21 protein-coding genes are annotated in these 23,195 nt (G+C 61.8%); 9 read left to right on the top strand and 12 right to left on the bottom strand.

Annotated features, from left to right (window positions below; genetic code table 11):
- From GPA21_RS11435 to GPA21_RS11420, 4 genes are all read left to right on the top strand, one after another.
- On the top strand, positions 1 to 378 hold a 378-nt coding region (locus GPA21_RS11435), incomplete at its 5' end, for a ribonuclease HII (RefSeq protein WP_168988295.1).
- Complete coding sequence (locus tag GPA21_RS11430; RefSeq protein ID WP_168988294.1) at positions 375 to 1,169, top strand: TrmH family RNA methyltransferase; 795 nt, start codon at positions 375 to 377, stop codon at positions 1,167 to 1,169. The genes GPA21_RS11435 and GPA21_RS11430, both read left to right, overlap by 4 nt.
- Positions 1,170 to 1,250: 81 nt before the next feature.
- On the top strand, positions 1,251 to 2,033 hold the full coding sequence (gene yaaA, locus GPA21_RS11425) for a peroxide stress protein YaaA (RefSeq protein ID WP_168988296.1): 783 nt from the start codon (positions 1,251 to 1,253) through the stop codon (positions 2,031 to 2,033).
- A 34-nt stretch (positions 2,034 to 2,067) separates the two neighbouring features.
- On the top strand, positions 2,068 to 3,216 hold the full coding sequence (locus GPA21_RS11420) for a M14 family metallopeptidase (RefSeq protein WP_168988293.1): 1,149 nt from the start codon (positions 2,068 to 2,070) through the stop codon (positions 3,214 to 3,216).
- Positions 3,217 to 3,259: 43 nt separating this feature from the next.
- Here the strand turns inward: GPA21_RS11420 and serB are convergent, their stop codons facing one another.
- The 8 genes from serB to amrB all read right to left on the bottom strand — a co-directional run bounded on the left by serB (position 3,260) and on the right by amrB (position 13,000).
- Entirely contained in the window at positions 3,260 to 4,090 is an 831-nt protein-coding gene (gene serB, locus GPA21_RS11415; RefSeq protein WP_168988292.1) for a phosphoserine phosphatase SerB, read from the bottom strand.
- Positions 4,087 to 5,166: a 3-deoxy-7-phosphoheptulonate synthase gene (locus GPA21_RS11410; RefSeq protein ID WP_168988291.1), complete on the bottom strand. Its 1,080-nt coding sequence runs from the start codon at positions 5,164 to 5,166 to the stop codon at positions 4,087 to 4,089. The genes serB and GPA21_RS11410 overlap by 4 nt, the downstream gene beginning before the upstream one ends.
- 54 nt (positions 5,167 to 5,220) lie before the next feature.
- On the bottom strand, positions 5,221 to 6,279 hold the full coding sequence (locus tag GPA21_RS11405) for a carboxysome shell carbonic anhydrase domain-containg protein (protein ID WP_168988290.1): 1,059 nt from the start codon (positions 6,277 to 6,279) through the stop codon (positions 5,221 to 5,223).
- Between the two features lie 20 nt (positions 6,280 to 6,299).
- Positions 6,300 to 9,755: a transcription-repair coupling factor gene (gene mfd / locus GPA21_RS11400; protein WP_168988289.1), complete on the bottom strand. Its 3,456-nt coding sequence runs from the start codon at positions 9,753 to 9,755 to the stop codon at positions 6,300 to 6,302.
- 105 nt (positions 9,756 to 9,860) lie between these two features.
- On the bottom strand, positions 9,861 to 10,454 hold the full coding sequence (locus GPA21_RS11395) for a hypothetical protein (protein ID WP_168988288.1): 594 nt from the start codon (positions 10,452 to 10,454) through the stop codon (positions 9,861 to 9,863).
- A 51-nt stretch (positions 10,455 to 10,505) separates the two neighbouring features.
- Complete coding sequence (gene amrS / locus GPA21_RS11390; protein WP_168988287.1) at positions 10,506 to 11,588, bottom strand: AmmeMemoRadiSam system radical SAM enzyme; 1,083 nt, start codon at positions 11,586 to 11,588, stop codon at positions 10,506 to 10,508.
- A 40-nt stretch (positions 11,589 to 11,628) separates the two neighbouring features.
- The gene (gene amrA, locus GPA21_RS11385; protein WP_339379890.1) at positions 11,629 to 12,192 is read right to left on the bottom strand and encodes an AmmeMemoRadiSam system protein A; all 564 of its coding nucleotides are present in this window, start codon (positions 12,190 to 12,192) and stop codon (positions 11,629 to 11,631) included.
- Positions 12,170 to 13,000: an AmmeMemoRadiSam system protein B gene (gene amrB, locus GPA21_RS11380; protein ID WP_168988285.1), complete on the bottom strand. Its 831-nt coding sequence runs from the start codon at positions 12,998 to 13,000 to the stop codon at positions 12,170 to 12,172. Before amrB ends, amrA begins: the two co-directional genes overlap by 23 nt.
- Positions 13,001 to 13,138: 138 nt before the next feature.
- Here amrB and ispD point away from each other — a divergent pair, with 138 nt between their 5' ends.
- Genes ispD through thpR form a run of 3 tightly spaced genes read left to right on the top strand, consistent with a single transcriptional unit; the run spans position 13,139 to position 14,956 of the window.
- Positions 13,139 to 13,840, top strand: a complete 702-nt coding sequence (ispD, locus tag GPA21_RS11375; RefSeq protein ID WP_168988284.1) for a 2-C-methyl-D-erythritol 4-phosphate cytidylyltransferase — start codon at positions 13,139 to 13,141, stop codon at positions 13,838 to 13,840.
- Positions 13,841 to 13,845: 5 nt separating this feature from the next.
- Positions 13,846 to 14,340 (top strand): 2-C-methyl-D-erythritol 2,4-cyclodiphosphate synthase, encoded by a 495-nt coding sequence (gene ispF, locus GPA21_RS11370; RefSeq protein ID WP_168988283.1) that lies wholly within the window; start codon positions 13,846 to 13,848, stop codon positions 14,338 to 14,340.
- Complete coding sequence (gene thpR / locus GPA21_RS11365) at positions 14,327 to 14,956, top strand: RNA 2',3'-cyclic phosphodiesterase (RefSeq protein WP_168988282.1); 630 nt, start codon at positions 14,327 to 14,329, stop codon at positions 14,954 to 14,956. Before ispF ends, thpR begins: the two co-directional genes overlap by 14 nt.
- 29 nt (positions 14,957 to 14,985) lie before the next feature.
- On the opposite strand, the gene GPA21_RS11360 is transcribed toward thpR, so the two are convergent.
- The 3 genes from GPA21_RS11360 to GPA21_RS11350 all read right to left on the bottom strand — a co-directional run bounded on the left by GPA21_RS11360 (position 14,986) and on the right by GPA21_RS11350 (position 17,443).
- Positions 14,986 to 15,426, bottom strand: a complete 441-nt coding sequence (locus tag GPA21_RS11360; RefSeq protein WP_168988281.1) for a host attachment protein — start codon at positions 15,424 to 15,426, stop codon at positions 14,986 to 14,988.
- Between the two features lie 285 nt (positions 15,427 to 15,711).
- Positions 15,712 to 16,551 carry a M90 family metallopeptidase gene (locus tag GPA21_RS11355; RefSeq protein WP_168988280.1) on the bottom strand — a complete coding sequence of 280 codons (840 nt, stop codon included), beginning with the start codon at positions 16,549 to 16,551 and terminating at the stop codon, positions 15,712 to 15,714.
- Entirely contained in the window at positions 16,544 to 17,443 is a 900-nt protein-coding gene (locus tag GPA21_RS11350) for an EamA family transporter (protein WP_168988279.1), read from the bottom strand. Before GPA21_RS11350 ends, GPA21_RS11355 begins: the two co-directional genes overlap by 8 nt.
- 176 nt (positions 17,444 to 17,619) lie before the next feature.
- On the opposite strand from GPA21_RS11350, the gene GPA21_RS11345 reads away from it, so the two are divergent.
- Positions 17,620 to 19,824 carry a RelA/SpoT family protein gene (locus tag GPA21_RS11345; protein ID WP_168988278.1) on the top strand — a complete coding sequence of 735 codons (2,205 nt, stop codon included), beginning with the start codon at positions 17,620 to 17,622 and terminating at the stop codon, positions 19,822 to 19,824.
- Here GPA21_RS11345 and ppk1 read toward each other — a convergent pair.
- Positions 19,821 to 21,902: a polyphosphate kinase 1 gene (gene ppk1 / locus GPA21_RS11340; RefSeq protein WP_168988277.1), complete on the bottom strand. Its 2,082-nt coding sequence runs from the start codon at positions 21,900 to 21,902 to the stop codon at positions 19,821 to 19,823. The two genes, GPA21_RS11345 and ppk1, sit on opposite strands and share 4 nt — an antisense overlap.
- 327 nt (positions 21,903 to 22,229) lie before the next feature.
- On the opposite strand from ppk1, the gene ppx reads away from it, so the two are divergent.
- Positions 22,230 to 23,195, top strand: a 966-nt coding sequence (gene ppx, locus GPA21_RS11335; protein WP_168988276.1) for an exopolyphosphatase, incomplete at its 3' end; no start/stop codon positions are given.

Genomic DNA, 23,195 nt, shown 5'->3' with positions numbered 1-23,195 from the left:
CTCAATATCCTGCATGCGACTATGCTTGCCATGCGACGGGCAGTCGAGGGCTTGTCTCCGGCGCCGCTGCGTGCGCTGGTCGATGGCAATCGCTGCCCAGCACTGTCAGTCCCGGTGGAGGCCATCGTGAAGGGTGACGCCACCGTCGAGGCAATCTCGGCAGCATCGATTCTGGCCAAAACCGTGCGTGATGAGTCGATGGTCGCACTCGATGCGCGCTTTCCGGCCTATGGTTTTGCCCGCCACAAGGGCTATCCGACTGCGGAGCATCTCGATGCGCTCAGGCGACATGGTGTACTTCCCTGCCACCGACGCAGCTTTGGACCGGTTCGTGCGCTGCTCTCACAAGCAGAGCTCTGGCCGGAGGCGCTGCGATGAAGGCGGTCAGCTCACGCGACAATCCACGGCTTAAGCGCTTGCGGGGCCTTTCTCAATCAGCGAAAGACAGGCGCCAGCAAGGGCTTACGGTGCTCGACGGTCCGCACCTGCTGTGCTCAGCACTCGATGCCGGGGTCGGGTTGGCTGAGGTCTGGGTGTCCGAGTCGGGTATCGCCCGGCCCGAGATCGAGTCGCTGCTTCGGCGGTGCCCGGATACGGTCGAAACCTTCTCGCTACCTGACCCCTTGTTCTCCCAAGCCAGTCCGGTGGACTCGCCAAGCGGGGTTCTGGCAGTTTTCGCGCCGGTGCAGCCGTTGCGCACCCTGGACAATGGCAACTGGCTGATCCTCGACCGGGTTCAGGACCCGGGCAACCTGGGGACACTGCTGCGTACCGCTGCTGCGGCGGGCATCGCGCACGCTCTGCTGACCCCGGGGTGTGCGCAGGCCTGGTCTCCCCGAGTACTGCGCGCTGGGATGGGTGCGCACTTCATGCTGCCGATTCATGAGCAGGTCGATGCGATGGCGGCACTGAATGCTTTCGGCGGCGAGGTGATTGCCACCGGTCTGATGCCGAGTGCTTCTTCTCTTTACGAAATCGATCTCGCGCACGATGTCGCCTGGCTTTTCGGCGCCGAAGGGGAGGGCCTGTCCGCCCCCCTTTTCGCTCGGGCAGATCGCATCGTGACGATTCCAATGATACCCGGCTGCGAGTCCCTCAATGTCGGCGCAGCGGCAGCCGTTTGTCTGTTCGAACAGTACCGGCAGCAACGCGCCGGCGGCTCACGCTGAAGCGCTGCGCTCCCCCGCCTCGGACGCAGAAGCGGTTTTTGCTAAGATCGGTTGGCGAAGAAGACCGACTAGTTGAAGCACATTACACCCGACACTGAGAGCCAAGCCCTTGACTTCGATACGCCGCCGACGACTGACCGCTGGACTCAGCCGGATTTTCTGGACGATGCGGAACAGCTCGTCGGCATCATGCGACGCCTGTCCCCAGCGGAGGTTGCGAAACTGATGAGTCTCTCCGACCAGCTCGCGACGCTCAACGTTGCGCGTTACGAAAGCTGGTCGCGACCGTTCAATCCCGACAACGCCAAACAGGCGGTCCTCGCGTTCAACGGTGATGTCTACGAAGGTCTGGATGCCGGTTCGTTGAACGAGGACGATCTGACCTGGGCACAAGAGCACTTGCGAATCCTATCCGGGCTTTACGGCTTGCTGCGTCCACTGGATCTGATGCAGGCCTATCGGCTGGAGATGGGAACCCGGCTGGAGAACCCGGCGGGGAAGAATCTCTATGCCTACTGGGGAGAGCGTCTGACCGAGGCCTTGAACAAACTGCTAGACGCCGAGCGTCAGACGGGTGAAGCTGCGATTCTCGTCAATCTCGCGTCGGACGAGTACTTCAAGTCGGTCAAGCCGGCGAAGCTTAACGGGCGCATCGTCACCCCGGTGTTCGAAGACTGGAAAGGCGGTGGCTACAAGATCATCAGCTTCTACGCGAAGCGAGCCCGTGGCCTGATGAGTCGCTACGCGATTACCGAGCGAGTCGAGGATGTGGAGGCGCTGAAGGGTTTTGATCTGGAAGGCTATGCCTTCGCGCCGCAAGCCTCAGGTGAGGATCGGCTGGTCTTCCGGCGTCGAGTTGAGTGAGCGGATGGTCGCTTGCGACCAGAGGAGAGCGGACTTGAGAGTCAGCCAAGGTTTCGATTCAGGCAGCATTGAGGTGATCAGCATCGAGCACCCCGAAGATATCCGCCTGAAACTGCGCAATGACAACGCTGCCGACATCAGACAGTGGTTTCATTTCCGACTGCAGGGTGTCGCCGGGCGCGCCCTCCGGATGGTGTTCGAAAACGCTGCGACCGCCACCTACCCGGCTGGTTGGGAGGGTTATCGCTGCGTCGCGTCCTACGACCGTCGGTACTGGTTCCGGGTTGATGGTACCGCTTATGAGAACGGCGAACTGATCGTCGAGCATACGCCTGAGCACGACAGCATCTACTACGCCTACTTCGAACCCTATTCGCACGAACGACATCTCGATCTGGTAGGACGAGCGCAGTCTTCGCCCTTCGCACGGCTGGAATGCCTCGGTAACACAGTGCAAGGACGTGATCTTGACCGCGTCGTGATCGGCGGGGCCGAAGCGGGAAGGGTGCCGGTGTGGATCATCGCCCGGCAACATCCGGGTGAAACCATGGCGGAGTGGTTCATCGAAGGCTTGCTCGAACGTCTGCTCGACAGCGCGGACCCGGTCGCGCGCCGAATTCGCGAACTCGCGGAGGTTCATGTCGTGCCGAACATGAATCCGGACGGTGCGGCCCTTGGCAATCTGCGCACCAACGCGGCCGGCCGCAACCTCAATCGCGAATGGCGTGAGCCGGATCCGCTTGCGAGTCCTGAGGTGCACCTCGTCCGTCAGGCGATGGAGGCACGCGGCTGCGCGTTATTCCTGGACATTCACGGCGACGAGAACCTGCCGTACGTGTTCTTCGCGACTTCCGACGATGTCCCCGGTTTGCCGCCTGCGACTCTGCAGACCCAGCAGGCCTTCATGGCCGACCTCGTCACCGCGAGCCCCGACTTTCAGACCACGCACGGCTATCAGGCGGGCCGCTTCGGCGACGACACCTTGAAATTGGCCAGCAAATGGGTGGCCCACCGGTTTGGCTGTCTTTCGCTGACCCTGGAAATGCCTTTCAAGGACAACGCGTTGCTACCCGACGAGCAGGTGGGTTGGAACGGGGCGCGCAGCAAGCGGCTCGGGGCGGCAATGCTGAATCCGATTCTTTCGTTCCTCGGGAAGTACGCTTCCGGATGCGCCCCAAAATGAGTCTTTTGCGCAGTCGCTGAAGAAACAAGACAACCGGGATTTGCTATTCGAACAGCGCGAGGATGCCGTCGAGGCCGACATGATCCAGACGGCAGTCTGCTGCTGCGCGTAGCACAGGTTTTGCGCGATAGGCGACACCAAATCCGGCAGCGTTGAGCATCGGCACATCGTTCGCGCCATCTCCGGCGGCGATGACCTGTTCAGCAGCGAATCCCCTGGCGTCCCGGACACGGCAAAGATGCGCTGCCTTTGCTGCACCATCGACGATCGGCCCCCGAACACGGCCTGTGAGCTTACCGTCGACGATCTCGAGTTCGTTCGCGTAGGCTTCATCAAAACCCAGGCGTTGCCTGAGTCGGTCGGTGAAGTAGGTGAATCCACCCGAAACCAGCACAGTGTAGATTCCGTTCCGTGCAAGGTGGCGTAACAGCCGTTCTGCACCGGGGTTGAGGGCAAGACGCTCCTCGTACACCTGTTCCAGCGCGCCCTCGGACAGGCCCTTGAGGAGGGCGACGCGTCGAAGCAGCGACTGAGTGAAGTCGATTTCGCCACGCATCGCCGCTTCGGTGATCTCGGCCACCTCGGCCTTCAGGCCCTGCAGATCCGCGACCTCGTCGATACACTCGATGTTGATCAGCGTCGAGTCCATGTCGGTCACAAAGAGCTTGAAATCGGACAGACGCCGACCTGCCTGCACCCAGGTCCAGTCCAGACAAGCATTCTCACACAGTGTCGCCAAGTCCTCGGCGGGCCGTGCATCGACAAGGCGAAATGCGCCCGGATGGATTTGCTCGATCCGGCTCGCCGAGGTAAGCCTCGCAACAGACTTCAGCGCGACGCCATCGACGTCGTCGCCCTGTACTACCAGATTCATGCGGGCATGTCCGCCTTGCGTGGCGCCTCACGCAACACCTTCGCAGCGTTGCGTATCATCGTTTCGGTGGTTCCCCAGTCAACACAGGCATCGGTCACCGAGCAACCGTAGCGCAACTGCGCCAGGTCCTTGGGAATGGGTTGATTGCCAGCTTCCAGATGGCTCTCTACCATCATCCCGACGATGGACCGGTTGCCCTCGCGAATCTGGTGCATGACATCCTTCATCACCAGCGGCTGCAACTCGGGATTCTTCCAGGAGTTTGCATGAGAACAGTCGACCACGATGTTCTGCGGCAGGCCCGCCTTGGCAAGTGCCTTCTCGGCCAGCGAAACCGATACGGTGTCGTAGTTCGGTCGTCCGCCGCCACCACGTAGCACGATGTGGCCATAACGGTTGCCACGGGTACGCAGGATGGCGGTTTCACCCTTCGGGCTGATACCGAGAAAACTATGCGGGTTCGACGCCGACAGAATGGCATTGATTGCCACGTCGAGATCCCCGTCGGTGGCGTTCTTGAAACCCACCGGCGATGACAGGCCTGAGGACATCTCCCGATGCGTCTGCGATTCCGACGTTCTGGCGCCAATGGCCGTCCAGGAAATCAGATCGCCGTAGTATTGGGGACCGATTGGATCGAGGGCCTCGGTGCCGGCGGGCAACCCGATTTCATTGACGTCCAGCAAGAAGCGGCGGGCCTTCTCCATGCCTTCGTCGATACGGAAGGAGTCATCCATGTAGGGGTCGTTAATGAAACCCTTCCAGCCAACGGATGTTCGCGGCTTCTCGAAATACACCCGCATGATCAGCAAAAGCTGGTCGGAAACCTCATCGGCAAGGGTCTTCAGCCGACGTGCATAGTCCAGGCCAGCCACCGGGTCATGGATCGAGCAGGGTCCGAGCACGACGAAAACGCGCCCGTCCCGACGGTCCAGAATATCGGCCAAAGCCTTGCGTCCCTTGAGAACGGTTGCCGCAGCACGCTCGGACAGCGGGACCCGAGACTGGATCTCGAGCGGCGAAGGCATATGGTCAACGGCGATGATGTTGAGGTTTTCGGTCTGGGCGACGGACATCTGATGGGCTCCGCAGTGCAGCATGGAGGCGGCATTGTACCTCGAAGCCAAGGCTCAGATCGCTATCGGTTCGAGCGCACGCGAACGCCAGTCCAAAACGGCGGCACGCACATGCATGCGTTCGGCGAGATCCGGAAACTCGTCGCGGATGACATCGGATGCAAAGCGACACATGAACCGGCTCTTGAGTTCTGCGCGAGCGCGGTCGCTGCCGATCTCATAGTACGGAACGGTGGCGAGCAGCAGAAAGCCGTCATCCGGAATGCGACCTCGCCGCATGTTGGCGTGAATGATGATCGCGGCCTTGCGAATCGGTTCGGCGAGATTCGGACTGTAGGGCCCGATGATCAGCGCCCGGTTCGGAAGATGCAGCCAGTCGAAACCGCGACCGATGCAGAGCATCCACTCGCGGTGTTCGGCATCGATCTCCCTCTTGGTCCTCCTCACCTTCTCAATGTGCTCCAGATTGCCGTACACAAGCGGCAGCAAGTCCTTGCGTACCTGCTCGTGCATGTCGGGGAACAAGCGCTCGAGCATGACGGGCAGTGATGGTTTGTCCCTATCGGTGAGGGATGCAAGATCGAGGCTTTCGCCGTTCGCGCCATGCAGCACGAGCGCGTCACCATCGGTTTCGAAGCCGCACACAACCGGGTAGACGGTGCCGTGCGCGCCCCCGAAGGCGAACTCGAGTTGCGCCTTGACCTCATGCACGTGTGCGATGGCTGCCTCGGTGTCGTAGTCGAATCCCGCGCACCCTCGCGTCGGATCACCCTTGGAATAGTGGTAGGTGATCAGGGTCAGAACCCGGCGACCCTCGCCGACGACATGGGCTACATGGTGCGAATAGACCTCTCCGAGGTGAGGCCAGCCGAGATCGAAGCGGCCGCCGAGATTTCTGAATGGCTGGATGATCCCGATCGGCGTGGCGGTCGCGACCGAGAGATTGATCCGGCCGTCCATGCACTTGAGCACCGAGATCGCGGTCGGATGCTCGGCAAGATAGCGTTTCTGCGCCAGCCACGTCTCCGGGCTGCTGAACTCCGCTGCATGTCGCTTCGCGTGCTCGAACAGCCAGTCTATGCGTTCCTGGATAGGGCGTGCGTAGTTGTCCATGTAACTCCTTTCAGCGAGGCTCAGGTTCTGATCGCATCTATCATCTCGCGCACAGCGTGTGCGCGCTTGCGCAGGTCTGCGATGGCGATTTTTCGCACGAGACGGTCCGGCCCGACCATTCGCGTGGTCGGATCCTTCTGAATGAGGAAAATGACCTTCGCCGGGTCGATCGGCGCGCCGGGCCCGAACTGGATCGATATCTGCGCGTCGGAGGCGTCCAGTTTGAGTACGTCGTACGGACTGACGAGGATGCGCAGGCGATGGGTTTCGAGCAGGCTCTGGGTTTGCAGCGGGAGTTCGCCGAAACGGTCGATGAGCTCCTCCTGCAGCGATCGCAGATCGGTTTCGCTCTCGCAGTTGGCGAGGCGCTTGTATAGAGTGAGGCGTTCCTGCACGTCCGGACAGTAGTCGCTTGGCAATAGCGCCGGCGTGTGAAGGTTGATCTCGGAGACCACCTCCAGCGGCTGCGACAGGTCAGGCTCCTTGCCCGCCTGGAGGTCGCGCACTGCACGCTTGAGCATCTCGGTGTAGAGCGAGAAGCCGACTTGCTGAATCTCGCCGGATTGGTTCTCGCCGAGCACCTCGCCGGCCCCGCGAATCTCCAGGTCGTGCATCGCGAGGTAGAAACCGGCACCGAGGTCTTCCATCAGCGTGATCGCCTCCAGCCGCTTCTGTGCGCCGGCACTCGGCTTGGCATGGGCGTCGGTCAGGAGGTAAGCGTAGGCCTGGTGATGGCTACGCCCGACCCGGCCGCGCAGCTGGTGCAACTGCGCAAGGCCGAAGCGATCGGCGCGGTTGATGATGATGGTGTTGGCAGTCGGAATGTCGATACCGGTTTCGATAATCGTGGTGCACAACAGCAGGTTGGCCCGCTGCTGCGTGAACTCGCGCATCACGCGTTCCAGCTCGCGCTCGGGCAACTGGCCATGGCCGACAACGATGCGCGCCTCCGGCACGAGCTCTTCCAGGCTCTGGCGCATGTTCTCGATGGTGTCGACCTCGTTGTGCAGGAAATACACCTGGCCGCCGCGCTTGAACTCGCGCAGCACCGCCTCGCGCACGATGCCCTTGCCGTAGCGTTGGACGAAGGTCTTGATCGACAGTCGTTTCTGCGGCGGTGTCGCAATGACCGAGAACTCGCGCATGCCTTCGAGCGCGAGCCCCAGGGTGCGGGGGATCGGCGTCGCGGTGAGGGTAAGGATGTCGACCTCGCTGCGCAGGGTCTTGAGCGATTCCTTCTGGCGCACGCCGAAGCGGTGCTCCTCGTCGATGATGACCAGACCCAGCCGCGCGAACTTCACATCCTTCTGCAGCAGCCGGTGGGTGCCGATGATGATGTCCACCTTGCCATCGGCCAGTTGCTGCAGCGCTTCGTTCTGCTCCTTGGCCGACTTGAAGCGCGACAGCTCGGCGACCTTGATCGGCCAGTCGGCGAAGCGATCCGAGAAAGTCTGCCAATGCTGTTCAGCAAGCAGGGTGGTGGGAGTGAGCACCGCGACCTGCTTGCCGTCGGCCACCGCGACGAACGCTGCGCGCAGCGCGACCTCGGTCTTGCCGAAGCCGACGTCGCCGCACACCAGCCGGTCCATGGGGCGTCCCGAGCGCATGTCCCCGATGACGGCATCGATCGCACCCTGTTGGTCGGGCGTGGTTTCGAAGCCGAAACCTTCGGCGAAGGCTTCGAGATCGTGTTGCTTGAAATCGAAACGGTGGCCGGCACGGGCTGCGCGACGGGCATAGAGCGCGAGTAGTTCGGCCGCGGTGTCGCGCACCTGCATCGCCGCTTTCTTCTTCGCCTTTTCCCACTGGCCGCTGCCGAGCCGGTGCAGCGCGACGCTGTCAGGGTCTGCGCCAGCGTAGCGGGTGATCACGTGAAGTTGCGAAACCGGCACATAGAGCTTGTCGCCGTTGGCGTACTCCAGATGCAGGAACTCGGTGTCGCCCTCGCCGAGATCCATGTGTATCAGCCCGACGTAGCGGCCGACGCCGTGCGCGACGTGCACTACCGGGTCGCCCGGCTTCAGCTCCGAGAGATCGCGGAGCCAGCCCTCCATCGTGGCGGCCTTGCGGCTGTCCCGACGGCTGCGTACACGTGCGGTGGTCGCGTAGAGTTCCGCCTCGGTGACGATCGCAATGCCGGGCGCCTTGAGCATGAAGCCGGCAGACAGAGGCCCGGTGGCGAGCGCGAAGACACTGCCGGATTCCATGAATGCAGCGAGATCGCTCACCGCGTCCGGCTTGAGGCCGTATTCGGCGAAGTATTCCGCCATGGTTTCCCGTCGGCCGGCAGACTCGGCAAGGGCCAGTACCCGACCGCCTCCCGCCGCCCAGTCGCCTTCCAGAAACGCCTTGAGGCGATGCAAGGGGTCGTCTGCCTTGCGGTCGACCGACACATCCGGCAGAGGGGTCGCGAGTTGCTCACCCTCAGTTGACGCTTCCGCGACGAGGAGGCGGGGGCGCTCGCCCAGCGCAAGGTAGAAGTCCTCCTGGGAGAGGAACAGCGCCTCCGGCGGCAAAACCGGTCGACTGCGGTCACCCTTGAGAAAGTCGAAACGCGACCGCGTGTCACGCCAGAACTCCTCGATCGCCTTCGGTACGTCATGGTGCAACACCACTGCTGCATCCGCGGGTAGGTAGTCGAACAGATGCGCGGTACTTTCGAAGAACAGCGGCAGGAAGTACTCGATGCCGGGCGGCGCGATACCGTTGGAGACATCCTTGTAGAGCGTCACCCGTGACGGATCGCCCTCGAAGGTTTCCCGGAAACGGCTGCGGAAGCGGGTACGCCCGGCCTCGTCCAGCGGAAACTCCCGCGCTGGCAGCATCCGGATTTCGGGCACCGGATAGACGGTTCGCTGGGTATCCGGATCGAAGGTCTTGATGCTCTCGACTTCATCGTCGAAAAGGTCGATCCGATAGGGCAGGGCTGCGCCCATCGGGTACAGATCGATCAGGCCACCGCGCACGGAGAACTCGCCCGGACTGACGACCTGGGTCACATGGGCATATCCGGCGGTGGCCATCTGCGCACGCAGACGCTCGACGTCCAACGTTTCGCCCTGTTTGAGAAAGAAGGTGTAGGCGGCCAGAAACGCTGGCGGCGCCATGCGGTAGAGTGCGGTGCTCGCCGGCACCAGCACGATGTCGGTCTGCGCCTGGGTAAGTGAGTAGAGGGTCGATAGACGCTCTGAGATCAAGTCCTGATGAGGGGAGAAGCTGTCGTAAGGCAGCGTTTCCCAGTCAGGCATGAGATGGGTGCGCAGCGATGGCGCCACCCAGGCCAGTTCATCATGCAGGCGTTGCGCGTCAAGCGGGTTGGCGCAGATCACGATCTGGGGGTGGCCATGGCTGGCGACAGCCGCCAGCGCAAGGGAGTCGGCCGAACCGGCCAGGGACGGCAGTCTTGATTTCCCCGCCCTGGCGGGAAGCTGCAGACTGGCGAACAAGGGTAGCTTTGAGGTAAGTCTTTCGGGCATTGCACAAGGTCGTGATCATTGCGGCCTGCAAGGGGCCAGGGCACCCTTCAGGCAGTTGAGATCGTGGATTATCGTCGATCCGGCATGTCGACGGCGAGGAAATGCTCAGTCGCCGCGCCGAGCGCGCACCGTCCAGCTCGACAGGATCGGCTGGCCGCGAATCTCGCAGCCGAGCTCGGTCAGCCAGACTCCGACCAAATAATTGGAGTTGTGGTTCAGCGTATAGGGTGTGGGATGCCGCACGAAATCGACACCAAACCAGGGGCTGTAGACCCGGGTATCCAGCGCCGAGGCGAACTGCTGCTCGAGATCGTCGCGCAACCTTGTGACCCGGCTGCGCTCAACCTCGATCCGCCAGGACTGAACCACTTCCACATGCAGTGCGAGCAGCAGCGAGTCGGATTCGGGTGCGACCATGAGATGCTGCCGACCGAGCGCAGCCGTCGTGCGCCTGAACAACGCTCGCGCACCGCTTGCAAGTGCGGTATCGCGCATCACATAGTAATCCCAGTCACCGTAGGAGTAGCGCAGGGCGCCTCCCGAGGAATCGGGCAGGACCAGGCTCGAGTGACGGCCGTGGTCGAGCAGGACGACGATCACCGGATCGGACGGCTGGGATGGGGGAAGGATGGTTGCGCTACAGGCCGAAAGAACTGGAGCCAGCAGCGCGATTGCCAGCGACCGCCATCGGATGCTCACGCACCCTTGCCTCGTAACATGCCATGAGACGGGGCGCTCAGGCATTCGCGCTCATGAGCCTGGGGCGAGGCGATGAATGGACACCGGTATCCGTCGCGAGCCGAAGGGCTTGTCGAACTGCCCGAAGCGACCGGCGATCGCAGTGCCGCAATCTGGACAGCAGCCGTGCTCATCTAGTCGGTAGGCAAGGATCTCGTACCAATCGCGCTCGATGACCAGCTTGTTGCATCCCGGACAGTGCGTCGCGTCACCGCCTCGGTCGTGGACATTGCCTGTATATACGTAGCGCAGACCCGCATCGATTGCGATCTCGCGGGCACGACGCAGGGTGGCCGGCGGGGTCGGCGGCAGATCGTCCATCTTGAAGTCTGGGTGAAACGCGGAAAAGTGCAGGGGTACGTCGGGACCAAGCTCCTTGACCATCCAGGCGCTCAGCGCTCGCAGTTCGTCCTCGCCGTCGTTCTGGCCGGGGATCAGCAAGGTGGTCACCTCGACCCACACGGAAGTCTCATGGACCAGCCACTTCAAGGTTTCAAGCACCGGATCGAGGTGGGCCCCGCATAGACGTACATAGAAATCGTCGGTGAAGGCCTTGAGGTCCACATTGGCTGCATCCATCTCGGCGAAGAAGTCGCCGCGCGCCTCAGGGGTGATGTAGCCGGCGGTGACCGCCACGGTCTTGAGACCCAGCTTGCGCGCCTCGCGGGCACAGTCGATCGCATACTCGGCGAAAATCACCGGGTCGTTGTACGTGAAGGCGATACTGCGGCAACCCCAGTGCAGGGCGGTGCGCGCGATCTCCTCCGGCGAGGCCGCTTCCATGAGCCGGTCCATGTCGCGGGACTTGGAGATGTCCCAGTTCTGGCAGAATTTGCATGCGAGGTTGCAGCCTGCGGTGCCGAATGAGAAGACCTTGCTTCCGGGATAGAAGTGATTCAGCGGCTTCTTCTCGATAGGGTCGATGCAGAAACCGGAGCTGCGTCCGTAGGTCGTCAGCACCATCGCATCCCCCTCGCGCATCCGCACGAAGCAGGCGCCACGCTGGCCCTCGTGAAGCTTGCAGAAGCGCGGGCAGAGGTCGCACTGGAGGCGCCCGTCGTCGAGTCGGTGCCAGTAGCCAGCCGGATGATTCATGTCGGTCTCCCGATATGATGATTTTGGTGACAACCCGGAGTCAGTTCGGTGACTCGCTCCACTTCGTGACCCGGTATGTGGCTGCCATTGCGTTGGGGATCGGACGGGACGGATCCAGCCCGGCCTTGTGCTTGAGGGCGGCGAGAAAATGCTCCGGCTCGGGGAGTTGCTCCCACACCTGCGGCAAAAAGGTGGCGCTTCGACAGCCCGAAAAGATAATCAACCCATCGATGCCAGGTTGGAGTTTGGCGCACAGTTCAGCTTCGCTGGCGAAGTCGATGAATTCGGGTTCACTCAGTACGGACACCTCGATGGTCAGTGCCGGGAGTTCTTCGCGGCTCACTGGTGCAAATCTGGTGTCGTTGTTCGCTGCGGCCACCGCGTTGTGCCGCAGATCCTCACCGAGCGAACGCTGAGCACGTACGCTACCGATACAGCCGCGCAATTCACCATTGCTGCGCAGGGTGACGAAAGTCGCCCCCCGCTCGTGCAGCGCTTCCGTGTCTTCAGGCGGGTCCGAAGCACATCCCAATGCGCTGGCGATCGCATGGCGCGCGTGCGCCAGAAGCAGCGGCCCAAGCTCAGTGGCGCACGAGGTTGTCACCAACGTTTTCCTCGTAGAATGCGATGCTCGCATAACCGACGACCCGAGCACGGTCACCTGCCGTGTCGCCGCTGTTGCACATCTCGATCAGTTGCGGCTTGAGCCCCCATTTGCCGGCAAGCGTGAGCAATCCGTTCAGTGGCCGCGCACCACAAGCCTGCTCTGGGTCAAGCGTCGCACGTAACGACATGATTTCGTCGAGTGTTGTGGCGTCGACCCGGCGTGCGACCTGATAAGGCAGGTAATGCGACAGATCAGAGCTGATCACGATCAGCGTTTCTGAGCCACCCCAGAGCGCGGAGAGCAGTCCAGCGACAGCCTCGGGCCCGGCATCTCCAACCAGCACCGGCACGATTTCGAACTGGGGCAGCACATGCTGAAGAAACGGGAGCTGTACCTCAAGGCAGTGTTCGGATGCATGCGGCCGGTCGTCGACGATGACATCGTCACGCTCGCCGAGTGCCAGCCAGTCCGTTCGGCTCAAGGGAATCAAACCCAGCGGGGTCATGAAGGCTTGAGCGCCAGGAATGGCGAAGCCACGAAACGCAACCCGATGCGCAGGGCCGATGAGCACGACACGCCGAATGTGCTCTGCAACCGGCCGCAGCAAGGCGAAGGCGCTCGCCGCTACACCGCCGGAGTAGATGTAGCCGGCATGAGGCACGACGATAGCTTTGGGCGCGGCAGCCCGGGCTTCGCTTTCATCCACACGAGCGAAAAGGCGGGACACTTCGCTTAGAAGTGCGCGCGGATCTTCGGGATAGAAGCTGCCGGCAACCGCGGCCGGCCTGACGGATTCGGTAGCCAACTTCTCACCTCCATCGCCAGGGAGAGCGGGAACACAACACCCCGGATCGATTGATTGCAACCTACTGAATAATCATAGCACCGCGTCGTGGCTCGCGCCCCTGCGCGACATCGACTGGCGCACGGTATCATCCGCCGCATGACCAATTTCAAGCCGAAACGTTTCGCACTGGTGCCGGCCGCCGGGATCGGCAGCCGCATGGGCGGCGAACGCCCGAAGCAGTACCTCACACTGCTTGGCCGTCCGCTGATCCAGCATTCGCTCTCGGTGCTATGTGCCACTCCATTGATCGACAAGGTGTTCGTTGTGCTTTCCGTGGCCGACCGGGAGTGGGGCCGATACGACTGGAGTACGCTCGGCCCCAAGCTCACGCCCTTGTTTTGCGGCGGTGCGAGCAGGGCGGACAGCGTGCTGGGCGGGTTGCGCGCAATCTCCAACCAGACCGAACAATCCGATTGGGTGCTGGTCCATGACGCCGCTCGCCCGTGTCTTGCCCCCTGGCATGTGGAGAAGCTGGTGAGGGAGGTCGCGAACGAGGAGGTGGGCGGACTGCTCGCGGTGCCGGTGGCCGATACGCTGAAACTCGCCGACGTCCAACAACATGTCATCCGTACCGTGCCGCGCGACAGCCTATGGCAGGCGCAGACGCCTCAGATGTTTCGTTATGTGATGCTGCGTCGGGCACTCGAAGCCGCGCGTGAGGTCACTGACGAGGCAAGCGCGATCGAAGCGGCCGGCTTGCATCCGAGGCTCGTACAGGGTGATGCCACCAATCTCAAGGTGACCTATCCGCTGGATTTGCACCTTGCGGAGTGGATTCTGCGTAATCGCGAAGAGTAACTGGAATGACAAACACAATGCGTATTGGCCAGGGTTTCGATGTCCACGCCCTGGTGCCGGGCAGGGCGCTGATCCTCGGTGGCGTCAGCATCCCCTTCGAGCATGGACTGCTTGGACATTCGGACGCCGACGTCCTGCTCCATGCACTCACTGACGCACTGCTCGGTGCAGCCGGGTTGGGTGACATCGGCCGGATGTTTCCCGACACCGATCCGGCCCACGCCGGCGCGGATAGCAGGGCACTCCTGCGCAAGGCCTGGTGCGCGGTGCGTAGCGCAGGCTATCGGTTGATCAATGCGGATGCCACGATCATCTGCAAGGCGCCACGAATCCTGCCCCATGTACCGGCGATGACCGCGAACATCGCCGCCGATCTCGATACCTCGCCCTCGGCAATCAACATCAAGGGCAAGACAACCGAAAAGCTTGGATTCACCGGGCGAGGCGAGGGCATCGCGGCTCAGGTCGTGGTGTTACTCGAGGCCTGTGGACCAAGCTGAGCAACCCGACGACGGCCCCTGCGCCAACAAACGTCCCAGCGCGCCGGAGAGTGGGGCGGGAAGCCCTCGTCGACGCCCTGATCGCGCCCGGCTATTTTTCGCGCTGTGGCCTCGACCTGCGCTTGCGCGGCGCCTCCATGAACTGGCGCGTGCGGCCCAAGCAGTGTCGGGTGGGCGGGTGATGCGCCGCGACACCCTGCATCAAACCCTTGCCTTTATCGGCGACATTCCGCGTGAGCGGATCTCGCAGCTCATTGCCGTGGGGCGCACCCAGCGCTTTACAACGTTCGGATTCGAGCTCGATCTGCTCCGGCGTTGGGGCCGCAACCGAATCGTTTGGGCAGGATCGAGTACGCCACCGCCTGCCTTGTGCGCGCTTGCGCTTACGTTGGTGCGACAGTTGTCCGATGCTGGGTTCGTGCTTGAAGAACGCGATTTCGTGCCGCATGTAACGCTGGTCAGAAACAGTGAACGCGAACCTGCCTTCGATACCATCGAACCGCTTGTCTGGATGGTGGAGGACTTCGTCCTGGTCGAGTCGATTAGAACCGGGAAAGGTGCGAACTACCGGATCGTTGAACGTTTTGCTGCCGTAAACGGCCCGGCGGGACCATAGGGTCCCGCCGCGATTGCTCCTGAAAAACGTTAAACGAACAGGCAGCTTGCGAGGCGCTCCTTGAGCTGCGGTTCGGGCGACTTTGTGTAGTCCTTCTCAAAGCGGTCAGTGATCAACTGGGCAGTCGGGTGATCGATGACCGAATTGAGCATGCCCATGAATGCGGGCGGGGCGAATACGATTGCACGGCCGAAGGCATTGCGGGTCCGACCCTCGTATAACTGTTGCGCAAGTTCCTGCGCGAACACCTTGGCTTCGTGTTCCTTGGGCAAAGTCTGCGGCTGTTTGGCACCCTGGCCGTTACCGGCCGATGCCATGCTTCCGGGGCGATCGGTGACCAGGTCGGCATTCTTGAGGCGGCTTTCGGGGTGGATCATTTCCTTGACCAGCTTGAGACCCTTGTTGGGTCCCAGGTGTTCGTACAGTCTGGCAAGGCTGGCGTTGGCGACCAGAATCCATGTTATGGCCATGATTTACCTCCGGGCAATTGAACACGAGACGAAGGTGTCCGGTGATCGCGAACCATGGGATTGAGGACTGCCTCCTCGCGAGCCCACTCCAAATGCATCGGCTCGGTGACGGACCCTGGCGCGGCCATCCGGCCATCTCTCCGGGTGCTGCAACACGACGCGCTGCAATTCGCGCCAAGGCGACGGCAAACGCGGAATCCGGCAACACCGTTTCCACTGTAGCTCCGGCGCATCTCACATGCAACCGGCCGACCACTGTCGATGATGGCCGCTCGCAGGACCGCCTCAGTTCCCCCGGTCGGGCCTTGCCGGCCGGTGTCGCATGACGAATACCGCACCCTCTTCGAGGCCTCCCATTGCATGGGAAACCTCGCCGATGGCCGGGTCGGCGCCATAAAGCAGTTTCAGTTGTTCGTAGACGGCAGGGTAGGCTGTCTGGAGCGCGACCGGGGTCTCGAAAAAGGCCTCTGACGCCACCGCGAAAAACTCCGCGGGATGTTCAGCGCCATAGGGGTCTATCGGCGTAGGTTCATCCGCGTCGACCCGATTGCACAAATCATCGTACGCGTCGGCGAAAGCCCTCGACCAGCGCTCCCTCGACATGTCATCCGGCAAGGGCGGAAGGCCATCTGCGCCACCATTGGACATGTCCAGTTTGTGGGCGAACTCGTGAATCACCACATTCTGGCCCGCATGCCGCGACTCATTCTGACGCCAGGAAACAATGACCGGCCCTTGTTCCCAGGCCTCGCCAAGGACTTCGTCGTCGTATTCGTGGACGACGCCGTCCTCGTCCATTGTCTGTCTCGGCACGACAAAATCACCCGGATACACGATGACGCCAACCCAATCACTGTAGACGTCGAGGCCGAGCCGCAAGGCCGGCAAACAGGCCTGCAGCGCGATCGACAACATCATCTGATCATCCAGCTCGAGTCCTTGCGCACCATGGAATTGCTTGGTGGCCAAAAACCCTGCCGACAAGCTGCGCAACCTCGCGCGCTGGGGCGCGGTCAAGTACGCCAGAAACTGATGCTCCGCACACACCTCGGCCCACAAGGCATCGGGAATCTCGGTTCCATCAGCCTCTCGCCCAAGGAAGAAGCGGCGCAGGAATTCAAGCATGGCTTTTGCGCGTGGTCAGGAAAATACCCGAGAACACCAGTGCGATACCGGCGAAGTGAAACCAAGCCGGACGTTCACCGAGAAAGATCACCGCCAGAATCGTGCCGAAGGCCGGCATCAAATGTATGAAGAGCGACCCGCGATTGGGACCGACTGCCGCAATACCGGCATTAAAGAACACGTAACCGAGAAAGCCGGGTAGAGCGCCGATGTACATGATCGCCGTGATGCTCGCCGGCGTCCACACGATATGGCGTCCCGAAGCCATCTCCCAGACGAAGGCGGGCGCCAGCGCAAGAAGTCCGACCACCGTCATCGCCGCGAGCATCAGCATGGGATGCACGCCCTGTGGTCGCCAGTGCAAGCCCACGGTGTAAAGCCCCCAGGTCATCACCGCGAGCAGCATCCACAGATCGCCGCGATTGAGGCTTAAGCCGAGCAGAGTCTCCGGGCTGCCGCGCGCGACGATGAGCAATACCCCGAGCAGCGACAAAGCGGCGCCGGCGGACTCCAGTCGGCTCAGGCGCTTGCCAAGGAGCAAGAAGGCGAGCGCCATGGTGGCGATCGGAATGAAGGAGTTGAGCATCGCTGCACTGGTGGCTGTCGTCGATTGCAGCGCGATGTAGACGAATGTGTTGTAACCCCCGACGCTGAGCAAACCCAACAGCACGACCGGTAGCCAGCCTCTGCGCAGTGACTGCCAGCCGGACCTGAGATGGGGCAGGGCGAAGGGCAAAACCAGCGCAAACGCAATGCTCCAGCGCCAGAACGCGAGTGCGATCGGCGGCACCGCCTCGTGAAGGCCACGTGCTATGACCATGTTGCCCGACCAGAACAGCGAAGTCAGCGTTAGCAACAGGTAGGGGTTGAGGCGATAGCCGAGAAATGTCACGGGATTCGGTTCAAATGGGAAGGCGACGATGTTACCTGACCGTTGCCCACCGGGGGCGTTCTCAACCGATCGCTCATGGCTTGCTTGAAAGACGTCATGTGCGCTTACAACGCACCACCACTGCGTGGGCTACCGACCGGGTGCGTCGAGCCGTGCTTTCGAGGATAATCGCCGCCATGGTTTCGGTGACACACGCAATCTCGAGTGAAAACGGGGAAGTACCCCTCGATCTGCTGGCCGAGGGGCTGGATGACGAGCGGCGGCAGTTGCTCGTACATGCGCTGGAGCTGGCCGAGGACTTGTACGAAGGGCACGTGCTCGGCACCGGAGAGTCGGTGTGGACCCACGCTCTGGGCATGGCCCTGATCGCCGCGTCGCTGCGACTCGATGCCGAGACCCGGATTTCCGCGATCCTCTTCGCTGCCGCCGACTATCTCGAGGATCCGCTGGAGCAGTTGACCAAGCGCTTCGGCCGGCCGGTCGCCGAGTTGGTCGACGGCTTGCGCAAGCTCAATGGCCTGCGCCTGCTGACCCGCATGACCGCCAAAGCCACTGCGCCCGAAATCCGCGCGCAAACCGAGGTTCTGCGCAAGATGCTGCTCGCGATGGTCGCGGACATCCGGGTTGTCTTGCTGCGCCTCGCCTCGCGCACTCAGACCCTGCGCTTCTTCACCGAGCAGAAACTGGAGCAGCGCACGGACATCGCACGCGAGAGCCTCGACATCTACGCGCCGCTGGCCAACCGATTGGGTGTCTGGCAGCTCAAGTGGGAGCTCGAGGATCTTTCCTTCCGTTTTCTCGAACCAGACACCTACAAGCGGATCGCAAAGATGCTCGATGAGCGGCGATCCGAGCGCGAAGATTTCATCCGCGACGCGATCCAGACGCTTGAACGCGAACTCGCCGCAGCCGGGATCAAGGGTGAGGTCTACGGCCGGCCCAAACACATCTACAGCATCTACAACAAGATGCGAGGCAAGAAGCTCGACTTCACGCAGCTTTTCGACATCCGCGCGCTGCGTGTTCTGGTTCACAAGATTCCTGACTGCTATCGTGTGCTCGATATCGTCAACCGCCTGTGGCAGCCGATCGAGGAAGAGTTCGACGATTACATCAACCGCCCCAAGGGCAACAACTACCAGTCGCTGCACACCGCAGTCATAGCGGGCGACGGTCGCTCGCTCGAGGTGCAGATCCGCACTCACGACATGCACCGCCATGCCGAGCTGGGCGTGGCGGCGCACTGGCGCTACAAGGAAGGCAGCAGCCACGGCGTCGACTACGACGAGAAGATTGCCTTGTTGCGCAACCTGCTTTCGTGGCGTGACGAAATCGCCGACTCGGCGGACTGGGTCGAGCAGTTCCGGCAGGCGTCGCTCGACGACACCATCTACGTACTCACACCACAGGGCAGGGTCATCGATCTGCCACAAGGCGCAACGCCGGTCGATTTCGCTTATCGCCTGCATACCGATGTCGGACACCACTGCCGTGGCGCCAAGGTGGACGGCCATCTCGTGCCTCTGAACACGCGCCTGGACAACGGTCAGACGGTGGAGATCACCACGGCCAAGGAGGGTGGGCCATCCCGCGACTGGCTGAACCCGCAGCTTGGCTATGTCGTCACCAGCCGAGCGCGCAACAAGATCAAACAGTACTTCAGCCAGCTTGAAGAGACCGAAGTGATCTCCCGAGGGCGTGCGTTTGTTACGCGCGAGATGCAGAAAGAAGGGCGGTCTCAGGCGAATACCGACGAGCTCGCGTCGAAGCTGGGCTTTCGCAACCCGGAGTCGATGTACGCTGCGGCCGGACGAGGCGAACTCGGTCCCCGCGCGGTACACAATGCGCTGCGCGAAGCCGAACCGGCACCCGCGCCGGAAACGCCGACAAGCGAGGTTGTCGTTGGCCGCAGCCGTGCAAGCGACAGCAGCGACAAGATCTTGCTCGTAGGCGTGGGCAAGCTGCTGACCTCATTGAGCCGCTGCTGCAAACCGGCGCCGCCTGATGCAATCAAGGGTTTCGTCACCAAGGGACGCGGCGTTTCGATCCACCGCAGCGACTGCAGCGACTTTCAGCGCCTTGTGGCGCAGCAACCGGAGAGGGTCATCGAGGCCGAATGGGGAGACCAGGCTTTTGCCGGCAAACAATCGGTGTTTCCGGTCGACATTCTGGTCGAGGCCGTCGATCGGCAAGGCTTGTTGAGGGATATCTCCGAAGTGCTATCCCGTGAGAAGCTCAATGTGATCGCTGTCAATACCCAGTCCAAGAAAGGCAAGGCCTTCATGCGATTCACGCTGGAGGTGAGCGGCGGCGCCCAGATAACCCGCGCCGCCAGTCTCATTCGCGAAGTGCCAGACGTGCTCGATGCACGCCGACGCTAACCCGCACCGGCCAGATCGGTGAGCAACAGATCCTGAGCCGAACGGCGGACACCGCGCGTAGTCTTGCGCCGATAACGACCGTTGGAGAGCATCTCCCAGGCAAGCGCGTTATCGGCGAGATAGGCGCGCAAGCCCTCGCGCATGACGCGTCGTTTCAGCTTTGGATCCAGAATCGGGAACGCGACTTCGACCCGGCGGAAGAAGTTGCGATCCATCCAGTCCGCGCTCGACAGGTAGAGCTTCTCCTCGCCTTCCGCATGGAAGAAGAAGATGCGATGGTGTTCGAGGAATCTGCCGACAATCGACCTCACGCGGATATTGTCGGACAGTCCGCGTACTCCGGGTTTGAGCGCGCATGGCCCTCGCACGATAAGGTCGATGCTGACGCCAGCCTGCGAGGCGGCATAGAGCGCCTCGATGGTCTCGGGTTCGAGCAATGCGTTCATCTTGGCGATGATCCGGCCCCGGCGTCCAGCCCGGGCGGCCTCAGCCTCCGCATTGATCGCGGCAACCACGTTGGGCTGAAGCGTGAAGGGCGCCTGCCACAAATGCGTGAGGTTGGTGGCGGTGCCGAGTCCGGTGATCTGCTTGAAGAGTTCGGCGACATCGCGACCGATCTCCTCGTTGCAGGTCAGCAGACCGAAGTCGGTATAAAAACGCGTGGTACGGGGATGGTAGTTGCCGGTGCCCATGTGCACATAGTGACGCAGCACTCCTTCCTCGCGTCTCACGAACATCAGCAACTTGGCATGTGTCTTGTAGCCGAAAACGCCGTAGACGACATGCACGCCGACCTCCTCGAGACGGTTGGCGAGGGTGATGTTCGCCTCTTCATCGAAACGGGCCATCAGCTCCAGCACAACAGTCACTTCCTTGCCCTTTTGCGCTGCACGGGCAAGGTGCTCCATCAACACCGAGTCGGTACCGGTGCGATAAACGGTCATCTTGATCGCAAGCACCTGCGGATCGTCAGCCGCAGAGCGCAGCAGCTGAATCACCGGGCTGAAGCTCTGAAACGGGTGGTGTAGCAGGACATCCTGCTTGCGTACCGCCGCGAAAATATCACGCTTCTTGTCCAACCCTTTGGGCACGCCGGGCAGGAAGGGCTGATAGCTCAGGTCCGGTCGCGCAACCCAATCCGGCACCTGCATCAAGCGCACCAGATTGACGATCCCCGGTGTCTTATAGAGATCACGGCGCGCAAGCTTGAAATGTTGCAGCAGGAAGGCTTCCATTTGCTCGGAGCAGGTGTCGGCCACTTCGAGTCGCACCGCATCGCCGAAATGGCGTTGCTGCAATTCGCCCTTGAGCGAGGCGCGCAAGTCCTTGACCTCTTCCTCGTCCACGAACAGGTCGGAATTGCGCGTAACCCTGAACTGGTAACAGTCGAGCACCTTCATGCCCGAGAAGAGCTCCTCGACATGGGCATGCATGATCGAAGACAGGAAGACAAAGCTGTACTCGTGATCGCAGATATCCCGCGGCAGCCGGATCACGCGCGGCAGTGCGCGCGGTGCCTGCACGATGGCAACCCCCGAGTCGCGCCCGAATGCGTCGCGGCCTTCGAGTTCGATCGCGAAGTTGAGACTCTTGTTGAGGATTCGCGGGAAGGGATGGGCCGGGTCCAGTCCGATCGGGGTCAGCACCGGGCTGACCTCACGGCGGAAGTACTCGCGAATCCAGTCGGATTGCGCTTCGGCCCACAAGCTGCGACGGACGAAGGTGATGCCCTCGCGCTCGAGCGCCGGCAGAATCTCGTCGTTCAACAGGGAATACTGTTCGGCGATGATGGAATGCACTTCCTCGCTTACCCGCTCGAGCAACTCGGTGGGGGCGATGCCGTCGCTGCCTGCGCTGCGGCTGCCGAGGCGAATCTGCTCCTTGATCCCCGACACGCGGATCTCGAAAAACTCGTCGAGGTTGCTCGAAACGATACACAGGAATCGCAGGCGTTCAAGCAAGGGAACACGTTTGTCGGCGGCCTGCGCGAGCACTCGTCGCTGAAACTGCAGCAATGACAGTTCTCGGTTGATGAAGTGATCTGCCGGGTAGTCCCGTTTTGAAGGTGTCTGTCTCATGCCCTGTGTCCGACCCATCCGCAAGCTGTTCAGTGTCCCACTGTCATGTTACAGAAACTGCACAGCGCTTGTGTGATCTCAATAATGCCCGCGTATCAGACGTTTCACGTCTCGCACGTTCTGGTCTCAGTGCGGCCCACAGGTCCCCACAAGGGTCCCGACTCGCGAGACATCAAGCGCTCCTAACATGATGTTGATTGCGGCTTTCGCTGGGGCAGACGCTGTTGTTCGAGCCCCATGCAACGACTCTGAGCTGGCGGTGCGCACCTCCTGTGGCGAGAAAGCGCGGTGTTAGAATCGGCACTCGATTTTCCGTGAGTAAGATGGATGAATGAACTGATCGCTGCGATCGATCTCGGCTCCAACAGCTTCCGCCTGCAGGTCGGCAGAGTCGTCGGCGATCAGATCTATCCGCTCGACGGGCTCAAGGAGTCAGTGCGACTGGCCGCCGGTCTGACGCCGGACAAATATCTTGACGCCGCAGCCCAGCAGCGTGGCCTGGACGCGATGAGGCGGTTCAATGAACGCCTGCGGGGGTTCGCCCCCGACGCAGTGCGTGCTGTGGCGACCAACACCTTGCGCGTGGCCAAAAACGCGCCGGAGTTTCTGCTGCAGGCGGAGGCGGCACTCGGTCATCCGATCGAGGTGATCGCGGGGCGGGAAGAAGCCCGCTTGATATACGTTGGCGTAGCCCACACGCTGCCTGACCCCCATCTGCAACAGTTGGTGGTGGATATCGGCGGCGGCTCGACCGAGTTCATCATTGGCAAGAGTTTCGAACCGCTTCAGCTCGAGTCCTTGTACATGGGGTGCGTAACATACAGCCTGCGATATTTCCCGACAGGCAAGGTCGACAAGAAAAGCCTGAAGGAGGCGGAGTTCGCCGCGAGGCAGGAGCTGCAATCGATCGTCAACACCTATCGGGAAACGGGATGGGAGCTGGCGGTCGGCTCAAGCGGCTCGGCAAAGTCGCTTGTCGACGTGCTCGAACAGAACGGATTCGCCGCCGAGGGCATCACGCGTGATGGACTTGAGCGCTTTCGGGAGATCCTGTTGGCGGCCGGAAACCTCGACAAACTGGAGATTGCTGGTCTGAAGTCCGACAGGCTGCCGGTGTTGCTCGGGGGCTTTGCGATCATGTCGGCGGTCTTCAAGGAATTCGGGCTTGAGCGCATGACCTTCTCCGAGGGCGCATTGCGCCTTGGGGTGCTGTACGATCTGCTCGGCCGCTACCACCACCACGATTTGCGCAATGCGACCGTCACCTCGTTCATGAATCGCTATCAGGTGGAC

Origin of the sequence: Azoarcus taiwanensis (assembly GCF_012910885.1) — a bacterium.
Lineage (GTDB): Bacteria > Pseudomonadota > Gammaproteobacteria > Burkholderiales > Rhodocyclaceae > Azoarcus_F > Azoarcus_F taiwanensis.
This window is presented reverse-complemented; position numbering and strand designations above follow the sequence as displayed.

Excerpts from the sequence above, each read along its gene's own strand:
- GPA21_RS11430 (WP_168988294.1), top strand. The coding sequence starts at position 375 with ATGAAGGCGGTCAGCTCACGCGACAATCCACGGCTTAAGCGCTTGCGG.
- serB (WP_168988292.1), bottom strand. The coding sequence starts at position 4,090 with ATGAATCTGGTAGTACAGGGCGACGACGTCGATGGCGTCGCGCTGAAG.
- GPA21_RS11410 (WP_168988291.1), bottom strand. The coding sequence starts at position 5,166 with ATGTCCGTCGCCCAGACCGAAAACCTCAACATCATCGCCGTTGACCAT.
- GPA21_RS11405 (WP_168988290.1), bottom strand. The coding sequence starts at position 6,279 with ATGGACAACTACGCACGCCCTATCCAGGAACGCATAGACTGGCTGTTC.
- mfd (WP_168988289.1), bottom strand. The coding sequence starts at position 9,755 with ATGCCCGAAAGACTTACCTCAAAGCTACCCTTGTTCGCCAGTCTGCAG.
- amrS (WP_168988287.1), bottom strand. The coding sequence starts at position 11,588 with ATGAATCATCCGGCTGGCTACTGGCACCGACTCGACGACGGGCGCCTC.
- ispD (WP_168988284.1), top strand. The coding sequence starts at position 13,139 with ATGACCAATTTCAAGCCGAAACGTTTCGCACTGGTGCCGGCCGCCGGG.
- ispF (WP_168988283.1), top strand. The coding sequence starts at position 13,846 with ATGACAAACACAATGCGTATTGGCCAGGGTTTCGATGTCCACGCCCTG.
- GPA21_RS11360 (WP_168988281.1), bottom strand. The coding sequence starts at position 15,426 with ATGGCCATAACATGGATTCTGGTCGCCAACGCCAGCCTTGCCAGACTG.
- GPA21_RS11355 (WP_168988280.1), bottom strand. The coding sequence starts at position 16,551 with ATGCTTGAATTCCTGCGCCGCTTCTTCCTTGGGCGAGAGGCTGATGGA.
- GPA21_RS11345 (WP_168988278.1), top strand. The coding sequence starts at position 17,620 with ATGGTTTCGGTGACACACGCAATCTCGAGTGAAAACGGGGAAGTACCC.
- ppk1 (WP_168988277.1), bottom strand. The coding sequence starts at position 21,902 with ATGAGACAGACACCTTCAAAACGGGACTACCCGGCAGATCACTTCATC.